This window comes from Bacillus sp. AY18-3, from assembly GCF_008042305.1.
Taxonomy (GTDB): Bacteria; Bacillota; Bacilli; order Bacillales; family Bacillaceae_G; genus Bacillus_A; species Bacillus_A wiedmannii.
This window is the reverse complement of record NZ_QKQR01000004.1, coordinates 244,450-260,271: the sequence shown is the minus strand read 5'-3', so window position 1 is coordinate 260,271 and position 15,822 is coordinate 244,450. Positions and strand designations below refer to the sequence as shown.

The window sequence follows — 15,822 nt, the reverse complement described above, 5'->3', positions numbered from 1 at the left end:
CTATGAACTTAAAAAGTAACACTATATACGAGAAAATGAACCAATATTCCGTTGCAGGTTTAAGCCTTGCTGTTATACGTGATGGTAAACTAGATGAAGCAACTGCCTGCGGAACACTTGAATCTGGAACAACTAAAACTGTCACTACGAATTCCATATTCAATTCTTGTTCTATTAGTAAATTCTTCACTACAATGCTCGTACTAACGTTATCAGATCAAAAGATCGTGCATTTAGATGAAGACGTAAATGATAGACTCACATCTTGGAACATACCTACCAGTCTATTTACCTCACAGAAAAAAGTCACCCTGTGAAATTTATTAAGCCACCAATCTGGAATCATTGATCCTCCTAATAGTTTTGAGCATTATACACTTGCACAAGGGCGACCAAACATGTCTGAAATCCTTGCCGGTAAAACATCATATTGTCCAGTACCGATAGAAATAACTTATAAACCAGAAAGCGAATTTCACTACTCTGATGCAAACTTTTGTATTATTGAACTACTACTTGAAGATATAACTGGAAAACCATTCAATCTTTTACTTGAAGAATATATCTTTCATCCACTACAACTGAAAAATAGTATGCTATTCTCTACTAAAGATATAAATAAAATGGAGGCCTTTGCTTGTGGGCATAATAAAGATGGCACCGTTACAAATGAGAAGTATCCATTTTATCCATTCGCAGCCACTTCAGGTATTTGGACAACACCAACAGACTTATCAACTTTAGTAATTGAAATCATTCATTCCTTACAAGGAAAGGGCAAACTAAAACTTTCTCAAAAATTAGTACAAGATATGATTTCTCCTCAAGGTTGCTCAAAATGGACTGGATTAGGTGTGTTTCTAGATGATTCGAATAAAGACTTACAAATGTATTCACTTGGATGGGGCGTTGGATTTCAATGTATGATGATATGCTATCCATACCGAGGTAATGGTGCTGTTATAATGACGAACGCTGACTTAGGCGTTCATCAAATGGAAGGGATTATTGGTGACGTGTTAAAAACGTTATCCTTTTAACGAAAAGAAAGAAGCTGTTCCTTCCAGCTTCTTTCTTTATATTACATTTTTGGCAACAATTTTTATATGTTCTGGTGCGATAATCTCCGTTATACTTTCTTGAAAATCTTCCTGCAACATTTCTTCAATATGTTCTAGCTGCACTTCAACATGTGTGCATTCTAAATTATGTATATTTAAAAGTGCATAATGATCTTTTTTCTTAATTACTAAATATTGATTTTCCTCTGTTACAAGTATAGAACCTAATCGTACTCCTAGTAGGCGTTGATCATCAAACTTCATAACAACCCCCCTTCCTAAATATGTAACAAAATAACATTTTATGTAATCTATTCTTTATAAACTATATCATAATTTATTAAAATATAAATATCATATTTCCTTTTACTAAAAACCCCTATTCTTTTATATATTTCGATACAAAAAACTTTCTCAACATAAAATTAGAATTTTCAGTTTTTATTCTTATGAAAATCTATTATAATAAAGTTAATAAATGTTTGACCTCTCCTAATTCATGTACATATGGATGATCAGTAGTCGCTGCTACTGATCTATTTTTTTGATTTCAGAAAGTAAATATGATGCATCCTTTCCTACACCACAAATAAGTGCAGATCCTCTTTGAGATTGCCACGGCAAACCGATATAATATAATCCTCTCACGGGACTTATTCCCTTTACATGATTAGGAAATCCATTCTCATTCACTGCCTTTTCTAGTTCAATCCATTTATAGTTCTGAATAAAACCAGTTGACCATATAATGCTTTCTGCACTATACGTGCCACCATTTTGAAACATAATATTATTTTCTGATGCACTAACCACTTTTTCCTCTAGTTTAATTGCTCCATTACGAATAAGTTCTTTGCCTTCAAAACCAAAAATAGGATCCTTTCTCTTCTGAAACCATTTTCCCCTCTTAGTATTTACTTCGGCGTACAATAAACCCAATTTTTCTAACCAATAAAAAATGCTTTTTCTAAAAAGACGTAACGGTAAAAATGTTAAAGGATGACTGATAGACATTGTAACTTCATGAGTTTTTGCAAGTTCTACTGCAATTTGCATTCCTGAATTCCCGCCACCTACTACTAATACTTTCCCCTCAGGAATTTGTGATGGTGATTTATATTGTGATGAATGTATTTGAAAAACATGCGATGAAAGATGTTGTGAAAATGAAGGGATGTACGGTTGCTGAAAACCACCTGTTGCGATAACAACCTTTTTTGATTGTAAAATTTCTGTAGGAGTATGTAATTCGAATATATCTTTTTCTTTCTTTATTTTAAAAACTTCAGTTTGCAATTGGACCTGTAATGTAAAGTGCCTTGCATATTCTTCTAAATATGTTGCCATTTCATCTTTACATGGAAATCCATTACCTTCTCCTTTTACTATCATACCTGGTAAACTACTATATTCCCTCGGTGTAAAGAGTTGCAAAGAATCATATCTGTTTCTCCATGAATCCCCAATTCGGTTTCCTGCCTCAAGTAATAAAAAATTATAACCTTCTTGCTTCAAGTAATATCCCATTGTTAATCCAGCTTGACCAGCTCCAACGATAATTGCATCTAACATTTTTTTCCTCCTTCCCAAAACGTATGAACATATACTCATTCGTTCATATGTTTTATGATACGATTTATTTATCAATAATTCAATTTGTTTAACAAAAGGAAAAAGAGTAGTTCGCTACTTTATGAACTACTCTTCATTCCATTCATTTAACACGTAATTACACTACTCAATTTAGGAAAACTTGTATATGAACCCCTTCCATTTCTACAATTTTTCCTCATAAAATATAATTCTATTTGAAAACGGATCAATCACAGTTAATTCCATCGTATCCCACGGTGTGCTCTCTATATCAGGTTTTGAATAAGCATAATCCTTACTTGATAAAATAGCATAATAACTTTTTAACCCCTCTATTTTCACCCGAATCGCACCGCCTGGCGAAGCATCCCCATGATGTTCTGATAAATGTATTACAGCATCATGTAACGAAATTTGCATATATAATGGCATATGTTCCTCATACCGATGTTCCCAATCCATTTTAAACCCTAAAAAATCTATGTAAAATAGCTTTGCTTTTTCAACATCAAAAATTCTAAATATAGGTGTAATCATTCTAATCTCCTCCTATTTATAAACATCTGCTGCCAATTCCCTCAGAACATCCACATTTACTACTTCGAAGCAACCATTGTTCTTTTTTATTATCTCTTTATCACAAAAAATATTTACTGTACGTAATAGATGACGATAACTCGTTCCTAACAATTCCGCTGTTTCCGTTAAATTCCCACTAAATACAATTCTATTTCCATGCTGCACCGCTCGTTCCCCTGCTGCTAACATGTAACTCGCAAGTCTATTTTCAAGTGGATATAGTAAATTAATTGTACTGTTTTTTGAAAGCCGATTTAACTTATGTGCTAATGATCCGCAAATACACCGTAAAAATTTTGCATCATGAAATAGTTGATTTCTCACTTTCCCTAAAGGCAAACCAACACAATATGAATCTGCCATCACTTGTACGTTTGAAGCTGTCTTTTGAGAATGAATTAACTCCACATCTCCTAACAGCTGCAAGCTATCATAAAAGCATAACAATACAGATTTCCCGTTACTTAATGTATTAAACGCTTTCGCTTTTCCTTCAACGAAGAAAAATAAATAATCTATCTCTTCATTCTCTCTACAAATAAACTCATTCTTTTTAAAAAATATTAGTTCCATATATGGTTTCATATCATTACTAAAAAAGGAGTCAATATTATTTTCTTTCATATAATTTGTTAGTTTAATAGAATTACATATTTTCTTCATAGTTCCCCCGCCTTTACAACTACTCCCCATTGTAATCAAAATTTTCTCCTTCCACTATGACATATGTCATAGTAATTCACAATTTCAGCATGATACAGTCATTACAAATATGAAATACAAAGGGGATATTACATTGTATAACTTTCTTTCTGTCTTTATTGGTGTGCTCATCGCCGTTATGCTTCCATTGAATGGGATTTTATCTGAGTTAATTGGCAAGTATACAGCGAGCGTTGTCATCCACCTTGTCGGTTTAATTGCAGTTATCTTCATTTTAATCATTAACAAAAATAAAATTTATTTTGATAAAAGTATTCCACTTTTTTTATATAGCGCTGGAGCGATTGGAGTGTTCACTGTTCTTTTTAATAATATTAGTTTCTCCGTCCTTGGTGCCTCTATTACGATCGCATTAAGTTTACTCGGTCAATCTATTGCTTCCATCGTTATTGACCATTTCGGTTTATTAGGAATGAAAGTTGCAAAGTTTGAAAAGAAAAAACTAATTGGATTATGTTTCATCTCTTCCGGAATTATAATCATGACAATTTATTAATGGGGGCAAGAAAATGTTATATATTACTATCGCTATTTTAGCTGGTGTTTCTATCGTTGTTGCTAGAATTATTAACGCAAATTTAGCAGCGAAAATCGGTAATTGGGAAGGTACGTTTTTTAATTATATTACTGGATTATTTTTCTCTATGTTATTTTTAATTTTCAGTTCAGATTCAATGTACATTCCTAGTCATACGTTGCAATCTATTCCTATCGCTGTTTACTTAGGCGGATTTGTAGGCGTTATCGTCATCTCATTATCGAACTATATTACGCCTAAAATATCAGCATTTTATTTAACGTTACTCATCTTTATCGGACAATTATTTGCGGGGACTATCATTGATTTCATCTTGTCACACGAACTCTCTATAGGAAAGGTTGTCGGTGGCATTTTCGTACTAATCGGACTCACTTACAATTTACTCGTAGATCGCCCTGTTAAAACAGTGCAGAATAACCAAGTTCAACTATAATACTTTATGCTTCCCTATCATATATTAATAGAAAAGCTCTTCATACGAAGTGATAGAGAGGAGAATATTCTATTAAGAAAATTATTTTACTGCTCGGTAGCGCATTGATTATTTTGGGTATCGTATGGTTTTTTAACTCTGGAAAATCTATTCAAGACTTCTATACAGCAAATAAGCCAAAGAAGAAAGCTACTATCATTTCAACTCAAAGAGATCCAAATGAGCCCCCTGTCTTTTTAGGAAAACAGGAAATAAAAGATATACATGTCGAGTCAATTAAAACAAAAAAGGATATGTTTCTCACGAAAACAGATGAATTAAAAACATTCATTAATAGTATGGATACCGCCAAAAAAGGAAAATTAACATTAGATGAAGAAGGATCAGATTTAATAGACTGTGATATGTGGATTACTTTCGAGGATGGAACTTATAAAAAATATTTTATATGGGTAGTTGACCATCACAGTAACGAAGTGATGATTGCTCAGCAAGATACTCCTGATGATGTAAACCTTACGTACTATCAATTAAATGAAGACAGTTCTAAAAAAGTTTATAACTTATTCAAAAAAATTATTTAAACGAAAAAGTCATGAGCACATGTGAAGTGAGCTCATGACTTTTTGCACTATATATATTCAGGGAACACTTTACATCCCTTTTCCTGTTCTATATCATGTCCAAAGAAAACAATCGGCTTCTTGTTCATCACAACTTCTTTTAAACGTTTAATTGAAGATAAGGCTAATTCCGAATCAAACCCCGCAAACGGCACTTCATCTTCAAAGTTTTCTTTCGTATAAGATGCATCAATCGTTAATAATACAGGACCGGATTTTTCTGTCTCAATTAATAGCGATTGATGCCCTGGTGTATGGCCTGGTGTATGCAATAATTGAACTCCTGGTACGACTTCATAATCACCTTCAATGATTTTGTAGTTTAAATTCGGCAATATACATTCTTTCAAATATTCTTCGCTATGCTGCGCCGCCTCATATTCAGCACGCTGTACAATGATTGGTGTATTTATAAAAGCGCCATTTCCTCCTGCATGATCAAAATGCAAGTGAGAACTAATAATATAAAGAAGGTCTTCCGGCTCATAACCAACCCGTTTTAAAATATTCACGATTCTATCTTCTTCAGTCATTTTCGGTAAAACCTGCCCTTCGACAAATGTACCGTTAAAAAGACCTTCATTATTAACTGCACTTTCTGGCATACCTGTATCTACTAAAATAGGTCCTTCTGCAGTCTCCAAAAGATAACACCAAACCGGTAAGTCTAATAATTCTCCTGGTGTTAATGTACTATTAACAGACGAATGATCCAACATACAACGACCTGCTGGGACGAAATAAAGCTTCTTTACTGTCATTATGTATCCACCTTTAAATTTAGTTTTGAATAAAACAATACAGTAAAGAATTCCTCTTGCTAGAAATAAACTCCTTCTCACTTTTCATTGTTTCACCTATTATTATTGAGTCATTCACAAATTCTCCTTACACTATTAATTATTATTCGTTATTTTTCTAAGAATCCAGGGTAATAAATCAACTGTTTGTATTTTGAAATACGAAAAGGATACACACTTAAACGAAGGTTACATAAAAAAGAACCGACTACCTATATGTTGAAAAAAGGAGTCGGTTCTTTTTTATTTATTATTGCTCTTTATGTGCGACGAGCTGAGATTATAAAAGGTAATATGCTATTGGTTTTTCACTGTAATATTTCCGTTATGTGTGTTTAATTTAATTATATTTTCTCCCTTTCCAATAACCGTATTCCCGTTATATTTATTCAGGATATTCGCGCTGCCGTTGTCGACAGAAACATTAAATTGAACATTAGTTGGTTCTTTTTCGGTTTCAATATTAATTTTCCCATTATGAGTCATAAAATTGAGATTTCGATCCAGTTCATTCGTTTTAAGAGTAAGACTTCCATTTTTAGTTTGCCCCTCTATTTCACCTTCAACATGGTCTAGCATTATTCGTCCGTTGTTCGATTTTACATGAATATTTTGTGCCAATACATCTTTGAAATCCATAATTCCATTGTTTGCTTCTGCGATAATTTTTGGCGAATTGATTCCTCTTAATTCAACATGTCCATTGCTTGTATTGATATTAAAATGTGTTGCGTTTAGTTTTTTAGCAGAAACGTAGCCATTATTATTGGAAACTTTTAATGAATCATATTGTTTTTCGGGTAGATACACATTTAATGTTAATGGAGCCAATACTTCAGAAATATTAAAGTTGAACCAGCTCTGTTGTTTTTCTTTATAAGAAATGAGAAGCGTTGAATCTTCCTCATCCGTAGCTAATGTTCTTTTTACGTTTGGATTAACCTCGCCATCTAATTTTACTTTCACGTTACTATCTTTTGTAGGATTGATATTAACACGAACGTTATTTGTATCAATAATGACGCTTGACACATTATTATTATTAACGACCTTTTCTTCTGAAATTGGTACTGCAGCAATTGAACGATAAGTGAATAAACTTCCGATCATACCAATAATGAAAATAATACCTGCAATGATTGAAAGACTCTTTTTATTTATCATGCTTCAAACCACCTTTTACTAATGCTATATTGAACTTTAAATAACGAACAAATCCATTCTTTGCTAGCTTCGTTAAAAATAACATAGCAATAACAATGAAATATCCAAGTCCACAAAGTGCTAAAGAAACAAAAAGATTAAATAGCAAGAATGTATTTGGATGTATAATAGTATCAACTAAAACAAGTAATGGTGCGCCTAAAAATGAGATACCTAGAATCCATCCTGAAAAAATTAATGCCGCTAATGTAATTGCAGGTCCAAGCACGATTAACAAATTAAAAAAACCTAATCCAATTACTGCCCAAATTGCCCGAAAAACATTTCCTGTTGTTGCACTTGCTGTTACTTTCTCAATATGATAATCTGCTAATAACTCTTTGGCGATTTGAGCTGGAGAGCCTAATGAAGTTGCAATTTCTTCTTCACTTTTCCCTTCCTCTAATCCGAAAGTAAAATGTTCTTCATAATCTTTTAAAATATCTGCACGCTCTTTATCAGATAACCTTTTTAGAGATACATTTAATTGTTGTAAAAATTTATCTTTCGTCATTACCTACACCTTCTTTAATTAATTGATTGACACCTTGTGAAAACTCATTCCATTCCTCCAAAAGTTGATACAAATACGTTCTACCTTTATCCGTCAGTGTATAATACTTTCTTGAAGGGCCTTCTGAAGACTCCTGTAAATACGTTGTAAAATATTCTTCCTTAGTTAGTCTTCGAAGAAGAGGATAAACAGACCCTTCTGATATTTCAATTCGATTGGAAATATTTCGAACTAATTCATATCCATAACGGTCTTGCTTATCCAGTAAGACAAGAACACAAAGTTCTAAAACTCCTTTTTTAAATTGTACATTCAATATTCATTCACCCTATTCTAATTGATATCCACTACTGTTTATTATTTAGTACTGTTTTATAACGAATAACTACAAGTATAATATAACACTTGGTATTGTTCATTGCAAGGTACACTGGAAAAATAAGTATACCTCTCATCCGACGCTTATAAAATCAGAGTGATGAGTGTTGCTCGCCAGTTACAAAGTTCTAAATGAAGTTGAAACAGCTCTTTTACAAAATGGAAAGAACTCAACTTTTTTACATAATGACGCTTTACCTACTATAATAAAAGAGTAAATGACTCTTACTTTAATGGAGGGAATACAAATGAAAGCAATTGGTTTACATGAATACTTACCTATTGAAGAAGAAAACAGTTTAATTGATATTGAAGTTGAAAGACCTGTTGCTACAGGAAGAGATATACTTGTTAAAATTAACGCTATTTCCGTTAATCCAGTTGATACAAAAGTTCGCTCTCCGAAAGATAAAAAAGAAGATGTAGCGAAAATACTTGGCTGGGATGCTAGTGGTGTTGTCGTGCAAACTGGCGAAGGTTGTACGTTATTTAAAGAAGGCGACGAAGTGTTTTACGCTGGAAGCATTACGAGACAAGGTACATATAGTGAATACCACCTAGTTGACGAAAGAATCGTTGGAAAGAAACCAAAAACGTTAAGTGATGCTGAATCTGCAGCACTTCCTTTAACAGCTATCACGGCTTGGGAAGGTTTATTTGAACGTTTAAGTATTGATTATAATAAGAAAGATGAGAATACATTCAAAAACATTTTAATTATTGGTGGCGCTGGTGGTGTTGGCTCGATTGCCATCCAACTTGCAAAATGGGCTGGACTGAATGTAATCACAACTGCATCCCGTAATGAAACGATAAACTGGGTTGAAAAATTTGGTGCCGATTATATTATTAACCATCACCAGCCTTTACAAGATCAAATATTAGAGTTTGGGCTAAAAGACGTAGATTATATTTTCTGCTTAAACAATACAGATCAACATTGGCAAGCAATATGTGACCTCATTAAACCACAAGGAAAAATTTGCTCTATCGTAGAAAATGAACACCCTCTTGAGATGGGTATTTTAAAAAGTAAAAGTGCTACATTCGTTTGGGAGTTTATGTTTACAAAAGCGATGTACGAAACTGGCGATATGATCACGCAGCACGAACTATTAAATAAAGTAAGCGAACTATTAGATGAAGGTATTTTAAAGACTACATTAAATGAAACACTTTCACCAATTAACGCTGAAAACGTAAAGAAAGCACATGCTCTGCTTGAAAGCGGAAGTACCATTGGGAAAATCGTTTTAGAGAAATTTTAATAGTAAAAAATCCGATTTCCATATGAGAAATCGGATTTTTTACTTTCTTTATTTACTTGAAATCTCTTGATCATTTTGAACATCTAACGGAGGTCGTTTCCCTATTCCGAAAGCATAGAAACTAATTGTGACGATAGCTAAGAAAACAATACCTACAACTAATGAAATACGTGTATCATCGTTAAACCACATTCCGATTAATACCATAATTAAAAAGGCAATTGTCAAATAGTTTGTAACAGGAGCAAATGGCATTTTGAACGGATGATCTTTCATCTCTGCTCCCTTTTCTTTTCTAAAATTAATTTGACTAATTAAAATGACGAACCATGGTACCATACCAGGAAGTACGCTCGCACTATATACATATACGAATAAGTTTTTCGGTGCGATATAACTTAAAACAACACCAACCGCTAAACCGATAATTACGCCAACTGTACCGAATAAAGGTACACCATTTCCAGAAAGTTTCGTGAAATATTTCGGCGCTTGTCCATTTACACCTAACGTATAAAGCATACGGCCCGCACTATAAATACCACTATTACAACCCGACATTGCCGCTGTAATAACAACGAAGTTAATAAGTCCAGCTGCTGCCGTAATACCAACCTTCGCAAAAGTTGCTACGAACGGACTACCAATTGTACTTAATTGATCCCACGGATATACAGTTACAATAACGAAAATAGCACCAATATAGAAAATTAAAATACGCCAAATTGTACTTTGAATCGCTCTTGTAAGTGTCTTCTTCGGGTTTTTCGCTTCACCAGCAGTAATACCAATTAATTCCACACCTTGGTATGCACCAACTACAAGTGATAATGCAAAGAAGAATCCTGAAAAACCACCTGTAAAGAAACCGCCATTTGACCAAAGATTAGATATGCCAATCGCTTCTCCACCGTTACCAATTCCAAAGAAAATAAGTCCAAATCCCGCAATAATCATTAATAGAATCGTAACGATTTTTATCATCGCAAACCAAAATTCAAATTCACCAAATGACTTAACAGAAATTAAGTTAGCTGCGCCAAGAATAACCATCGCGATTACACCTGGTATCCAAGCTGGTAAGTCCGGGAACCAATATTGCATATATGCCCCAACCGCAATAATTTCTGACATCCCAACGATAACCCACTGGAACCAGTTACTCCACGCTGTCATATAACCAGCTAACGGATGAATATACTTATGACCGAACGTCGCAAATGAGCCTGTACTCGGCTCCATATACAACATTTCACCCATCGCACGCATAATGAAGAAGATAAAAATACCTGCAATTGCATACGCAAGCATTACTGATGGACCTGTCCATTTAATTGTGCTGGCTGATCCCATAAACAAGCCAACACCAATCGTTCCGCCTAAAGCAATCATTTGAATATGACGTGCTTCTAAACCCCTTTTCAATTCTTTGTTTGCCACTTCACTTCCCCCTCTTAGATGATTCATAGCCGCATTTTAAAACAAGATGCTTTCCCCTAATTCCTTTCGGCCCTGAAAATGATGAAGCAAACGTCATTTTACACTAGCTTTAAAGCTATCCTAAAATCGTTTTTTGCCTCTTACAAAATTCTCAAAACCTTTCACCTTCCAATATTCTATAAATCTTAAAATTACTTACCTTATATTAATTCATTTATCTGAAAAGTTCAATTATTTTTTCAATAAATTATTATACATAAGTCTAATTAATTTTTAACTAAATTAACAATAAAATACATCTATTCAATATGATTCCGGCATGAATATTATTACAATATAAATAACCGAGGAGAGTATTCCTTCCTCAGTTTCACATCTCATGTACTTCAATCTTTATAATAGTTAACGTAATTCCCCACACGTCCGATTCATATACCAACCAGAAATTTAATATATTAATAAACTACTAAGTTCTTTAGTCCAGCCCAATTTTGAGGTAGGAATCTTACTGCCTCAAAACAGCAGGATAAAATATAAAAGGGTCTCATTTTTAATGAGACCCTTTTACCATTTCATATTTAAATCATTTTTGAAGTTTGTTTCCCTAAAATAAACACTTTAGTAAACACCATCATGATAACTACAATAGCCAGAAAATAAAGTGGCATCACGAGTAACGAGCCCGTATGCAGCTGACTCATTCCCCAAATTGTTATCGTTACAATGACATAGTACCCTAAGCTAAACAAAGCTCCGGCTGTACCAATGACATCTTGAAAATCTACTAATGCTAAACTTAAACAGTTAGGTAACGCTATCCCAATTCCTAATAGCAATATAAACATCGCTACTAAAAATACAATCATATATATTACATTCGGATTTGATCCAACAAACGTAATAACAGATAAAAGGATAGCTCCTCCTGTCATTACAAGACAACCGATATATATGATCTTCTCTGGTTTATACGTGGCAAGCAATCGTTTTGAAACTTTCGCTCCAATAATAGAAGCGGAAGCAACAACAATTCCTAGAAGTCCATACATACTAGGCGATAACTGAAAGTATTCAATAAAGATAAACGGCGCTTCTGCATAATAGCTAAATAAAACACCATTCGCTCCTCCAATTAATAACCCATATGTTACTACTTTCGGATTTGTAATTAACCGTTTTAAAACAGAAAATACATTTATTTTATTCGTTACTGAGTCCGTTTTTGTTTCGGGAAGGGAAACAAACGTATACAGAAAAATCCCGATACTCATAACTACTAAACTTAAAAATACGGTTTTAAATCCAAACATTTGATCAAGAAAACCACCAATTAACGGCCCTATCGCTGGTGTAAAAGCAATGACTGCCGAGATTTGAGCAAACATAACATGCCTCTTATGCCCTTCTACACTTTCACGAAGAATCGTTTGTGTAACAACAGAGCCAGCACTTGCTCCAAACGCTTGAATAAAACGACTTAGCAATAAAACTTCAATGGAATTTGCAATAAAGCATAAGAAACTCCCAACGCCATATACGACAATTCCAAATAACATTGCCGGGCGACGGCCAATTATATCTGATAACCATCCAATAAAAAATACACCTAAAGCAAATCCAGCAAAATACACACTAAGTGTTAACTGTACCTCATTATTACTTACGTGTAACGCCTTTGAAATGTCAGGTAAAGACGGTGTGTAAATCGTTTCACTAATTTGCGGAAATGCGACAAGAATAATCATTAACAAAATTGATGGTACTGAGACTTTTTTCATTTTTCATACCCTCCTATAACTTTGAAAATCTCAGAAATAAAAGACTTTCCTAAGCTACGGAACAGGAGGGGCCATTATAGAAATTCGATCATAAAACAACAAAGAAAACACCTCAATTACGTATGTTAATACTTATAGGAGGGTAATATTAACATTGATTTTAATATATACTTTTTCAATTATATTACATATTGCGTTTCTTTTTCTAGTGTTGAGCCTTGGAAGCTTTGTTAAAAAGATAACTTGAAGCTACCACCTTTTTATGGAATAATTAGAAATAGTTTGAATTAATAGTTCTAATTATCAAGCGATAGACCAGCATTTTTAATGTCGTAAAGCTTGCAAACAGGAGGCCTTTCGTAATGATTGAAATTTTAAGGACAGTAATAAATTTCCTAATTTCTCTATTCTCAGGAGAATTACCAATTGTCTATTATGTGTGGATTATCGCTCTTTTTATCATGCAAATAATCCAGGCTACACTAAGCTATAAGCTCTTTAAAAAGAAAGTCAATTTTAGCACTTATATGTCAACAGAGTTACTCGCTTTTATCATTCTATTATTTGGTGGTATGTTAATATCTAAGTTACTTGCCTACATAATAGACGATCCTACTATTAGTATGACAAATGTAACACATTATTTTATTTCCCTTATCATACTAACTATATTTGTCTCTATTGGCTTTATTAAAGACTTTTTACAATCATCTATTAGTAATAAAAATGTAGCTCTTTTTACCATTTTAGTAGTGTCCTTACTAGCTAGTATACTTTCATTCAAGTTTTTATCACCTTTCATTGCAGGTTCTTTTTCTCTTTCTAAATCTTTTATAACCACTTTAATTATTGTAGTACTCGGGTTAATTACTCTATTAATTTCTTTAGAAGATAAGTATGCAGATGAAGAGTAATTCTTACATCCATAGTGTGAAATTAGATGTCTATTCTTTTTTAACGGTATTACTAAAAAAATAACATAGTCATTGAATGAAAAATTACGTAGAAATGAGGAACTACAATTGAGCATTGAACAACAATTATATGATGCAGTGAAAAATTTAATTGACCAAAGATATCCACATAATTGGGGCGGAGCTGCAGCAATCCGTGTAGAAGATGGATCCATTTATACAAGTGTGGCCCCTGACGTAATAAACGCTTCAACAGAACTTTGTATGGAAACAGGTGCAATTTTAGAAGCACATAAATTTCATAAGAAAGTTACACATTCTATTTGTCTTGCAAGGGAAAATGAGCATTCTGAATTAAAAGTATTATCACCTTGTGGTGTATGCCAAGAACGTTTATTTTATTGGGGACCAGAAGTACTATGCGCCATTACAAATTCTAAACAAGATATCATTTTCAAACCGTTAAAAGAGTTGCAGCCATACCATTGGAGCGAAGCATACCATGATGAATTTACAAAAGAATGGAGCACAAGATAAAGTGAAACTTTAATCAGTGTGGGTTTTGTTCATCCCCACTGATTATTAGTTGAACCAATCGGGCTTTTACGGGCAGTCCGCCTCCACCTACCTTCTTTGCTTTTTCTGAATTTCCAGGTGGTAGGCTTACTGCCCGTTAATGCGGGATAAAGTGAAATCTGCTCGCAAATAGCGGAAATTAAAAGTTATTCACTAAAAAAGCACCGTCCAAATGACGGTGCTTTTTCTATGTAAGAGCTACTAGAAGGTCCCCTTCTAGCCTACTCCCATTTATAAGTCCAAAATTGTTCCAGTTGCAGCCATTTTAATGTTGCTGCATCTTTGTTTTTGATTTTCACGTGTGTTTCTTCTAACATCGCTTCTGTTTGTGAACGATGCGCACCTAGTGCAGCTAATTTATGCTCGAATACTTCACTAATATTATTTACAACATCCGGCTCACCTAATACAGCTTCGCGATTTCTCGTAATCGCAACGGCATGAATGACTGGACGCTCTTCTTTTTGCATACGTGATACAGCGCGAACAACTGCGCGGCCAAATGCATCATGATCTGGATGTACGCCGTGCTCTGGATAAAATGTAATAATTCGAGATGGATTTACTTCTTGAATGATTGCTTCAATTTTATCTGCAACGAAATCAACATCTTCAAATTCTAACGTTTTATCATGGAAACCAAGCATTCTTAAATCTTGAATTCCCATCGCTTCACATGCATCTTTTAATTCTTTTTCACGGATATTTGGAATCGTTTCACGGTTAGCGAATACGTTTTTCCCCATGTTACGTCCCATTTGTCCTAAAGTACCACATGCATACGTTACAGGTACTCCTTGATCTGTTAATAAGCGAATTGTTCCTCCCGCCGCAAATGCTTCGTCATCTGGATGCGGAAATACAACAAGTACATGTCTCTCCATAAGTTTCCCTCCTTCTTACTTAAATGGCGTTAAGCTTAACTCAAGTGCAACTGCTAAGCGACCTTGATTATCATGCCCTGCAAGTAATAAACGCTCTTTATCGTCTACTTCCCAGTGCGTAATACCTTCTGCATATACCCAGCCATGATCCATTTTCAAACCAACTCGGTATGGATTCGTTCCAGTAATCTTCCCGCGCTCAAAGCGAATAATTGCATTTCGAATGAATGCACCAACCGTCATCATCTTTTCATTAAAGTGTGACGCATACGCTCCGTTCGTTGTTTCTAAATGAATATATACATCTTTATTTACAAAACGTTCAATTTCATTTTGAATAAGAGAACTATCTTTTACTATTTCCATCGGAATTCACCTCTTTAAACCATTTTACGCAAAAATAATGTAAATTGCTATCTCTATATTAGAGGACAACGCCCACTTTTCCTAATAATTTGCACTGTGTTTTTTATATTTTTTATATGATATGTAAAAATCATATTTTTTCCTTCAC

General features: G+C 33.9%; 18 protein-coding genes and 1 pseudogene. 7 read left to right on the top strand and 12 right to left on the bottom strand.

Features of this window, described 5'->3' with window-relative positions; all coding sequences use genetic code 11:
- Nucleotides 1-2 precede the first annotated feature (2 nt).
- Nucleotides 3-1,040, top strand: a pseudogene (locus DM800_RS03915) (serine hydrolase domain-containing protein).
- A gap of 36 nt (nt 1,041-1,076) precedes the next feature.
- Here DM800_RS03915 and DM800_RS03910 read toward each other — a convergent pair.
- The 4 genes from DM800_RS03910 to DM800_RS03895 all read right to left on the bottom strand — a co-directional run bounded on the left by DM800_RS03910 (nt 1,077) and on the right by DM800_RS03895 (nt 3,896).
- On the bottom strand, nt 1,077-1,325 hold the full coding sequence (locus DM800_RS03910) for a hypothetical protein (protein ID WP_000666938.1): 249 nt from the start codon (nt 1,323-1,325) through the stop codon (nt 1,077-1,079).
- Nucleotides 1,326-1,589: 264 nt separating this feature from the next.
- A complete protein-coding gene (locus DM800_RS03905) occupies nt 1,590-2,633 on the bottom strand; it encodes a flavin-containing monooxygenase (RefSeq protein WP_147786451.1) in 1,044 nt (347 codons plus the stop codon).
- A gap of 204 nt (nt 2,634-2,837) precedes the next feature.
- Nucleotides 2,838-3,191 carry a glyoxalase superfamily protein gene (locus tag DM800_RS03900; RefSeq protein ID WP_147786450.1) on the bottom strand — a complete coding sequence of 118 codons (354 nt, stop codon included), beginning with the start codon at nt 3,189-3,191 and terminating at the stop codon, nt 2,838-2,840.
- 12 nt (nt 3,192-3,203) lie between these two features.
- Nucleotides 3,204-3,896, bottom strand: a complete 693-nt coding sequence (locus DM800_RS03895) for a cyclic nucleotide-binding domain-containing protein (protein WP_137051616.1) — start codon at nt 3,894-3,896, stop codon at nt 3,204-3,206.
- 109 nt (nt 3,897-4,005) lie between these two features.
- Here DM800_RS03895 and DM800_RS03890 point away from each other — a divergent pair, with 109 nt between their 5' ends.
- From DM800_RS03890 to DM800_RS03880, 3 genes are all read left to right on the top strand, one after another.
- Nucleotides 4,006-4,452 (top strand): DMT family transporter, encoded by a 447-nt coding sequence (locus DM800_RS03890; protein ID WP_002096403.1) that lies wholly within the window; start codon nt 4,006-4,008, stop codon nt 4,450-4,452.
- Between the two features lie 13 nt (nt 4,453-4,465).
- Nucleotides 4,466-4,930: a DMT family transporter gene (locus DM800_RS03885; protein WP_137051617.1), complete on the top strand. Its 465-nt coding sequence runs from the start codon at nt 4,466-4,468 to the stop codon at nt 4,928-4,930.
- 89 nt (nt 4,931-5,019) lie between these two features.
- Nucleotides 5,020-5,514, top strand: coding sequence for a hypothetical protein (locus tag DM800_RS03880; RefSeq protein ID WP_137051618.1), 495 nt, complete (start codon nt 5,020-5,022; stop codon nt 5,512-5,514).
- Nucleotides 5,515-5,561: 47 nt separating this feature from the next.
- On the opposite strand, the gene aiiA is transcribed toward DM800_RS03880, so the two are convergent.
- From aiiA to DM800_RS03860, 4 genes are all read right to left on the bottom strand, one after another.
- Nucleotides 5,562-6,314 carry a quorum-quenching N-acyl homoserine lactonase AiiA gene (gene aiiA / locus DM800_RS03875; RefSeq protein ID WP_137051619.1) on the bottom strand — a complete coding sequence of 251 codons (753 nt, stop codon included), beginning with the start codon at nt 6,312-6,314 and terminating at the stop codon, nt 5,562-5,564.
- Nucleotides 6,315-6,650: 336 nt separating this feature from the next.
- Complete coding sequence (locus DM800_RS03870; RefSeq protein WP_147786449.1) at nt 6,651-7,517, bottom strand: DUF4097 family beta strand repeat-containing protein; 867 nt, start codon at nt 7,515-7,517, stop codon at nt 6,651-6,653.
- The gene (locus DM800_RS03865; protein WP_048543814.1) at nt 7,507-8,070 is read right to left on the bottom strand and encodes an HAAS signaling domain-containing protein; all 564 of its coding nucleotides are present in this window, start codon (nt 8,068-8,070) and stop codon (nt 7,507-7,509) included. The genes DM800_RS03870 and DM800_RS03865 overlap by 11 nt, the downstream gene beginning before the upstream one ends.
- Nucleotides 8,057-8,386 (bottom strand): PadR family transcriptional regulator, encoded by a 330-nt coding sequence (locus DM800_RS03860; RefSeq protein ID WP_001102638.1) that lies wholly within the window; start codon nt 8,384-8,386, stop codon nt 8,057-8,059. Before DM800_RS03860 ends, DM800_RS03865 begins: the two co-directional genes overlap by 14 nt.
- A 310-nt stretch (nt 8,387-8,696) precedes the next feature.
- Here DM800_RS03860 and DM800_RS03855 point away from each other — a divergent pair, with 310 nt between their 5' ends.
- The gene (locus DM800_RS03855; RefSeq protein ID WP_098048310.1) at nt 8,697-9,716 is read left to right on the top strand and encodes a zinc-binding alcohol dehydrogenase family protein; all 1,020 of its coding nucleotides are present in this window, start codon (nt 8,697-8,699) and stop codon (nt 9,714-9,716) included.
- Nucleotides 9,717-9,764: 48 nt separating this feature from the next.
- Here the strand turns inward: DM800_RS03855 and DM800_RS03850 are convergent, their stop codons facing one another.
- Both DM800_RS03850 and DM800_RS03845 read right to left on the bottom strand, forming a co-directional pair.
- Nucleotides 9,765-11,156: an amino acid permease gene (locus DM800_RS03850; protein WP_137051622.1), complete on the bottom strand. Its 1,392-nt coding sequence runs from the start codon at nt 11,154-11,156 to the stop codon at nt 9,765-9,767.
- 578 nt (nt 11,157-11,734) lie between these two features.
- Complete coding sequence (locus tag DM800_RS03845) at nt 11,735-12,934, bottom strand: multidrug effflux MFS transporter (RefSeq protein WP_147786448.1); 1,200 nt, start codon at nt 12,932-12,934, stop codon at nt 11,735-11,737.
- 362 nt (nt 12,935-13,296) lie between these two features.
- Between DM800_RS03845 and DM800_RS03840 the strand changes: the two genes are divergently transcribed.
- Nucleotides 13,297-13,848 (top strand): DUF5823 family protein, encoded by a 552-nt coding sequence (locus DM800_RS03840; RefSeq protein WP_075311416.1) that lies wholly within the window; start codon nt 13,297-13,299, stop codon nt 13,846-13,848.
- A gap of 108 nt (nt 13,849-13,956) precedes the next feature.
- Nucleotides 13,957-14,385 (top strand): cytidine deaminase, encoded by a 429-nt coding sequence (locus DM800_RS03835; protein ID WP_000021272.1) that lies wholly within the window; start codon nt 13,957-13,959, stop codon nt 14,383-14,385.
- A gap of 260 nt (nt 14,386-14,645) precedes the next feature.
- Here DM800_RS03835 and bshB2 read toward each other — a convergent pair whose 3' ends face one another.
- Together bshB2 and DM800_RS03825 are read right to left on the bottom strand one after the other, a co-directional pair.
- Nucleotides 14,646-15,308, bottom strand: a complete 663-nt coding sequence (gene bshB2 / locus DM800_RS03830; RefSeq protein WP_088064103.1) for a bacillithiol biosynthesis deacetylase BshB2 — start codon at nt 15,306-15,308, stop codon at nt 14,646-14,648.
- A gap of 15 nt (nt 15,309-15,323) precedes the next feature.
- Nucleotides 15,324-15,674, bottom strand: coding sequence for a YojF family protein (locus DM800_RS03825; RefSeq protein ID WP_000407039.1), 351 nt, complete (start codon nt 15,672-15,674; stop codon nt 15,324-15,326).
- Between the last annotated feature and the right edge of the window lie 148 nt (nt 15,675-15,822).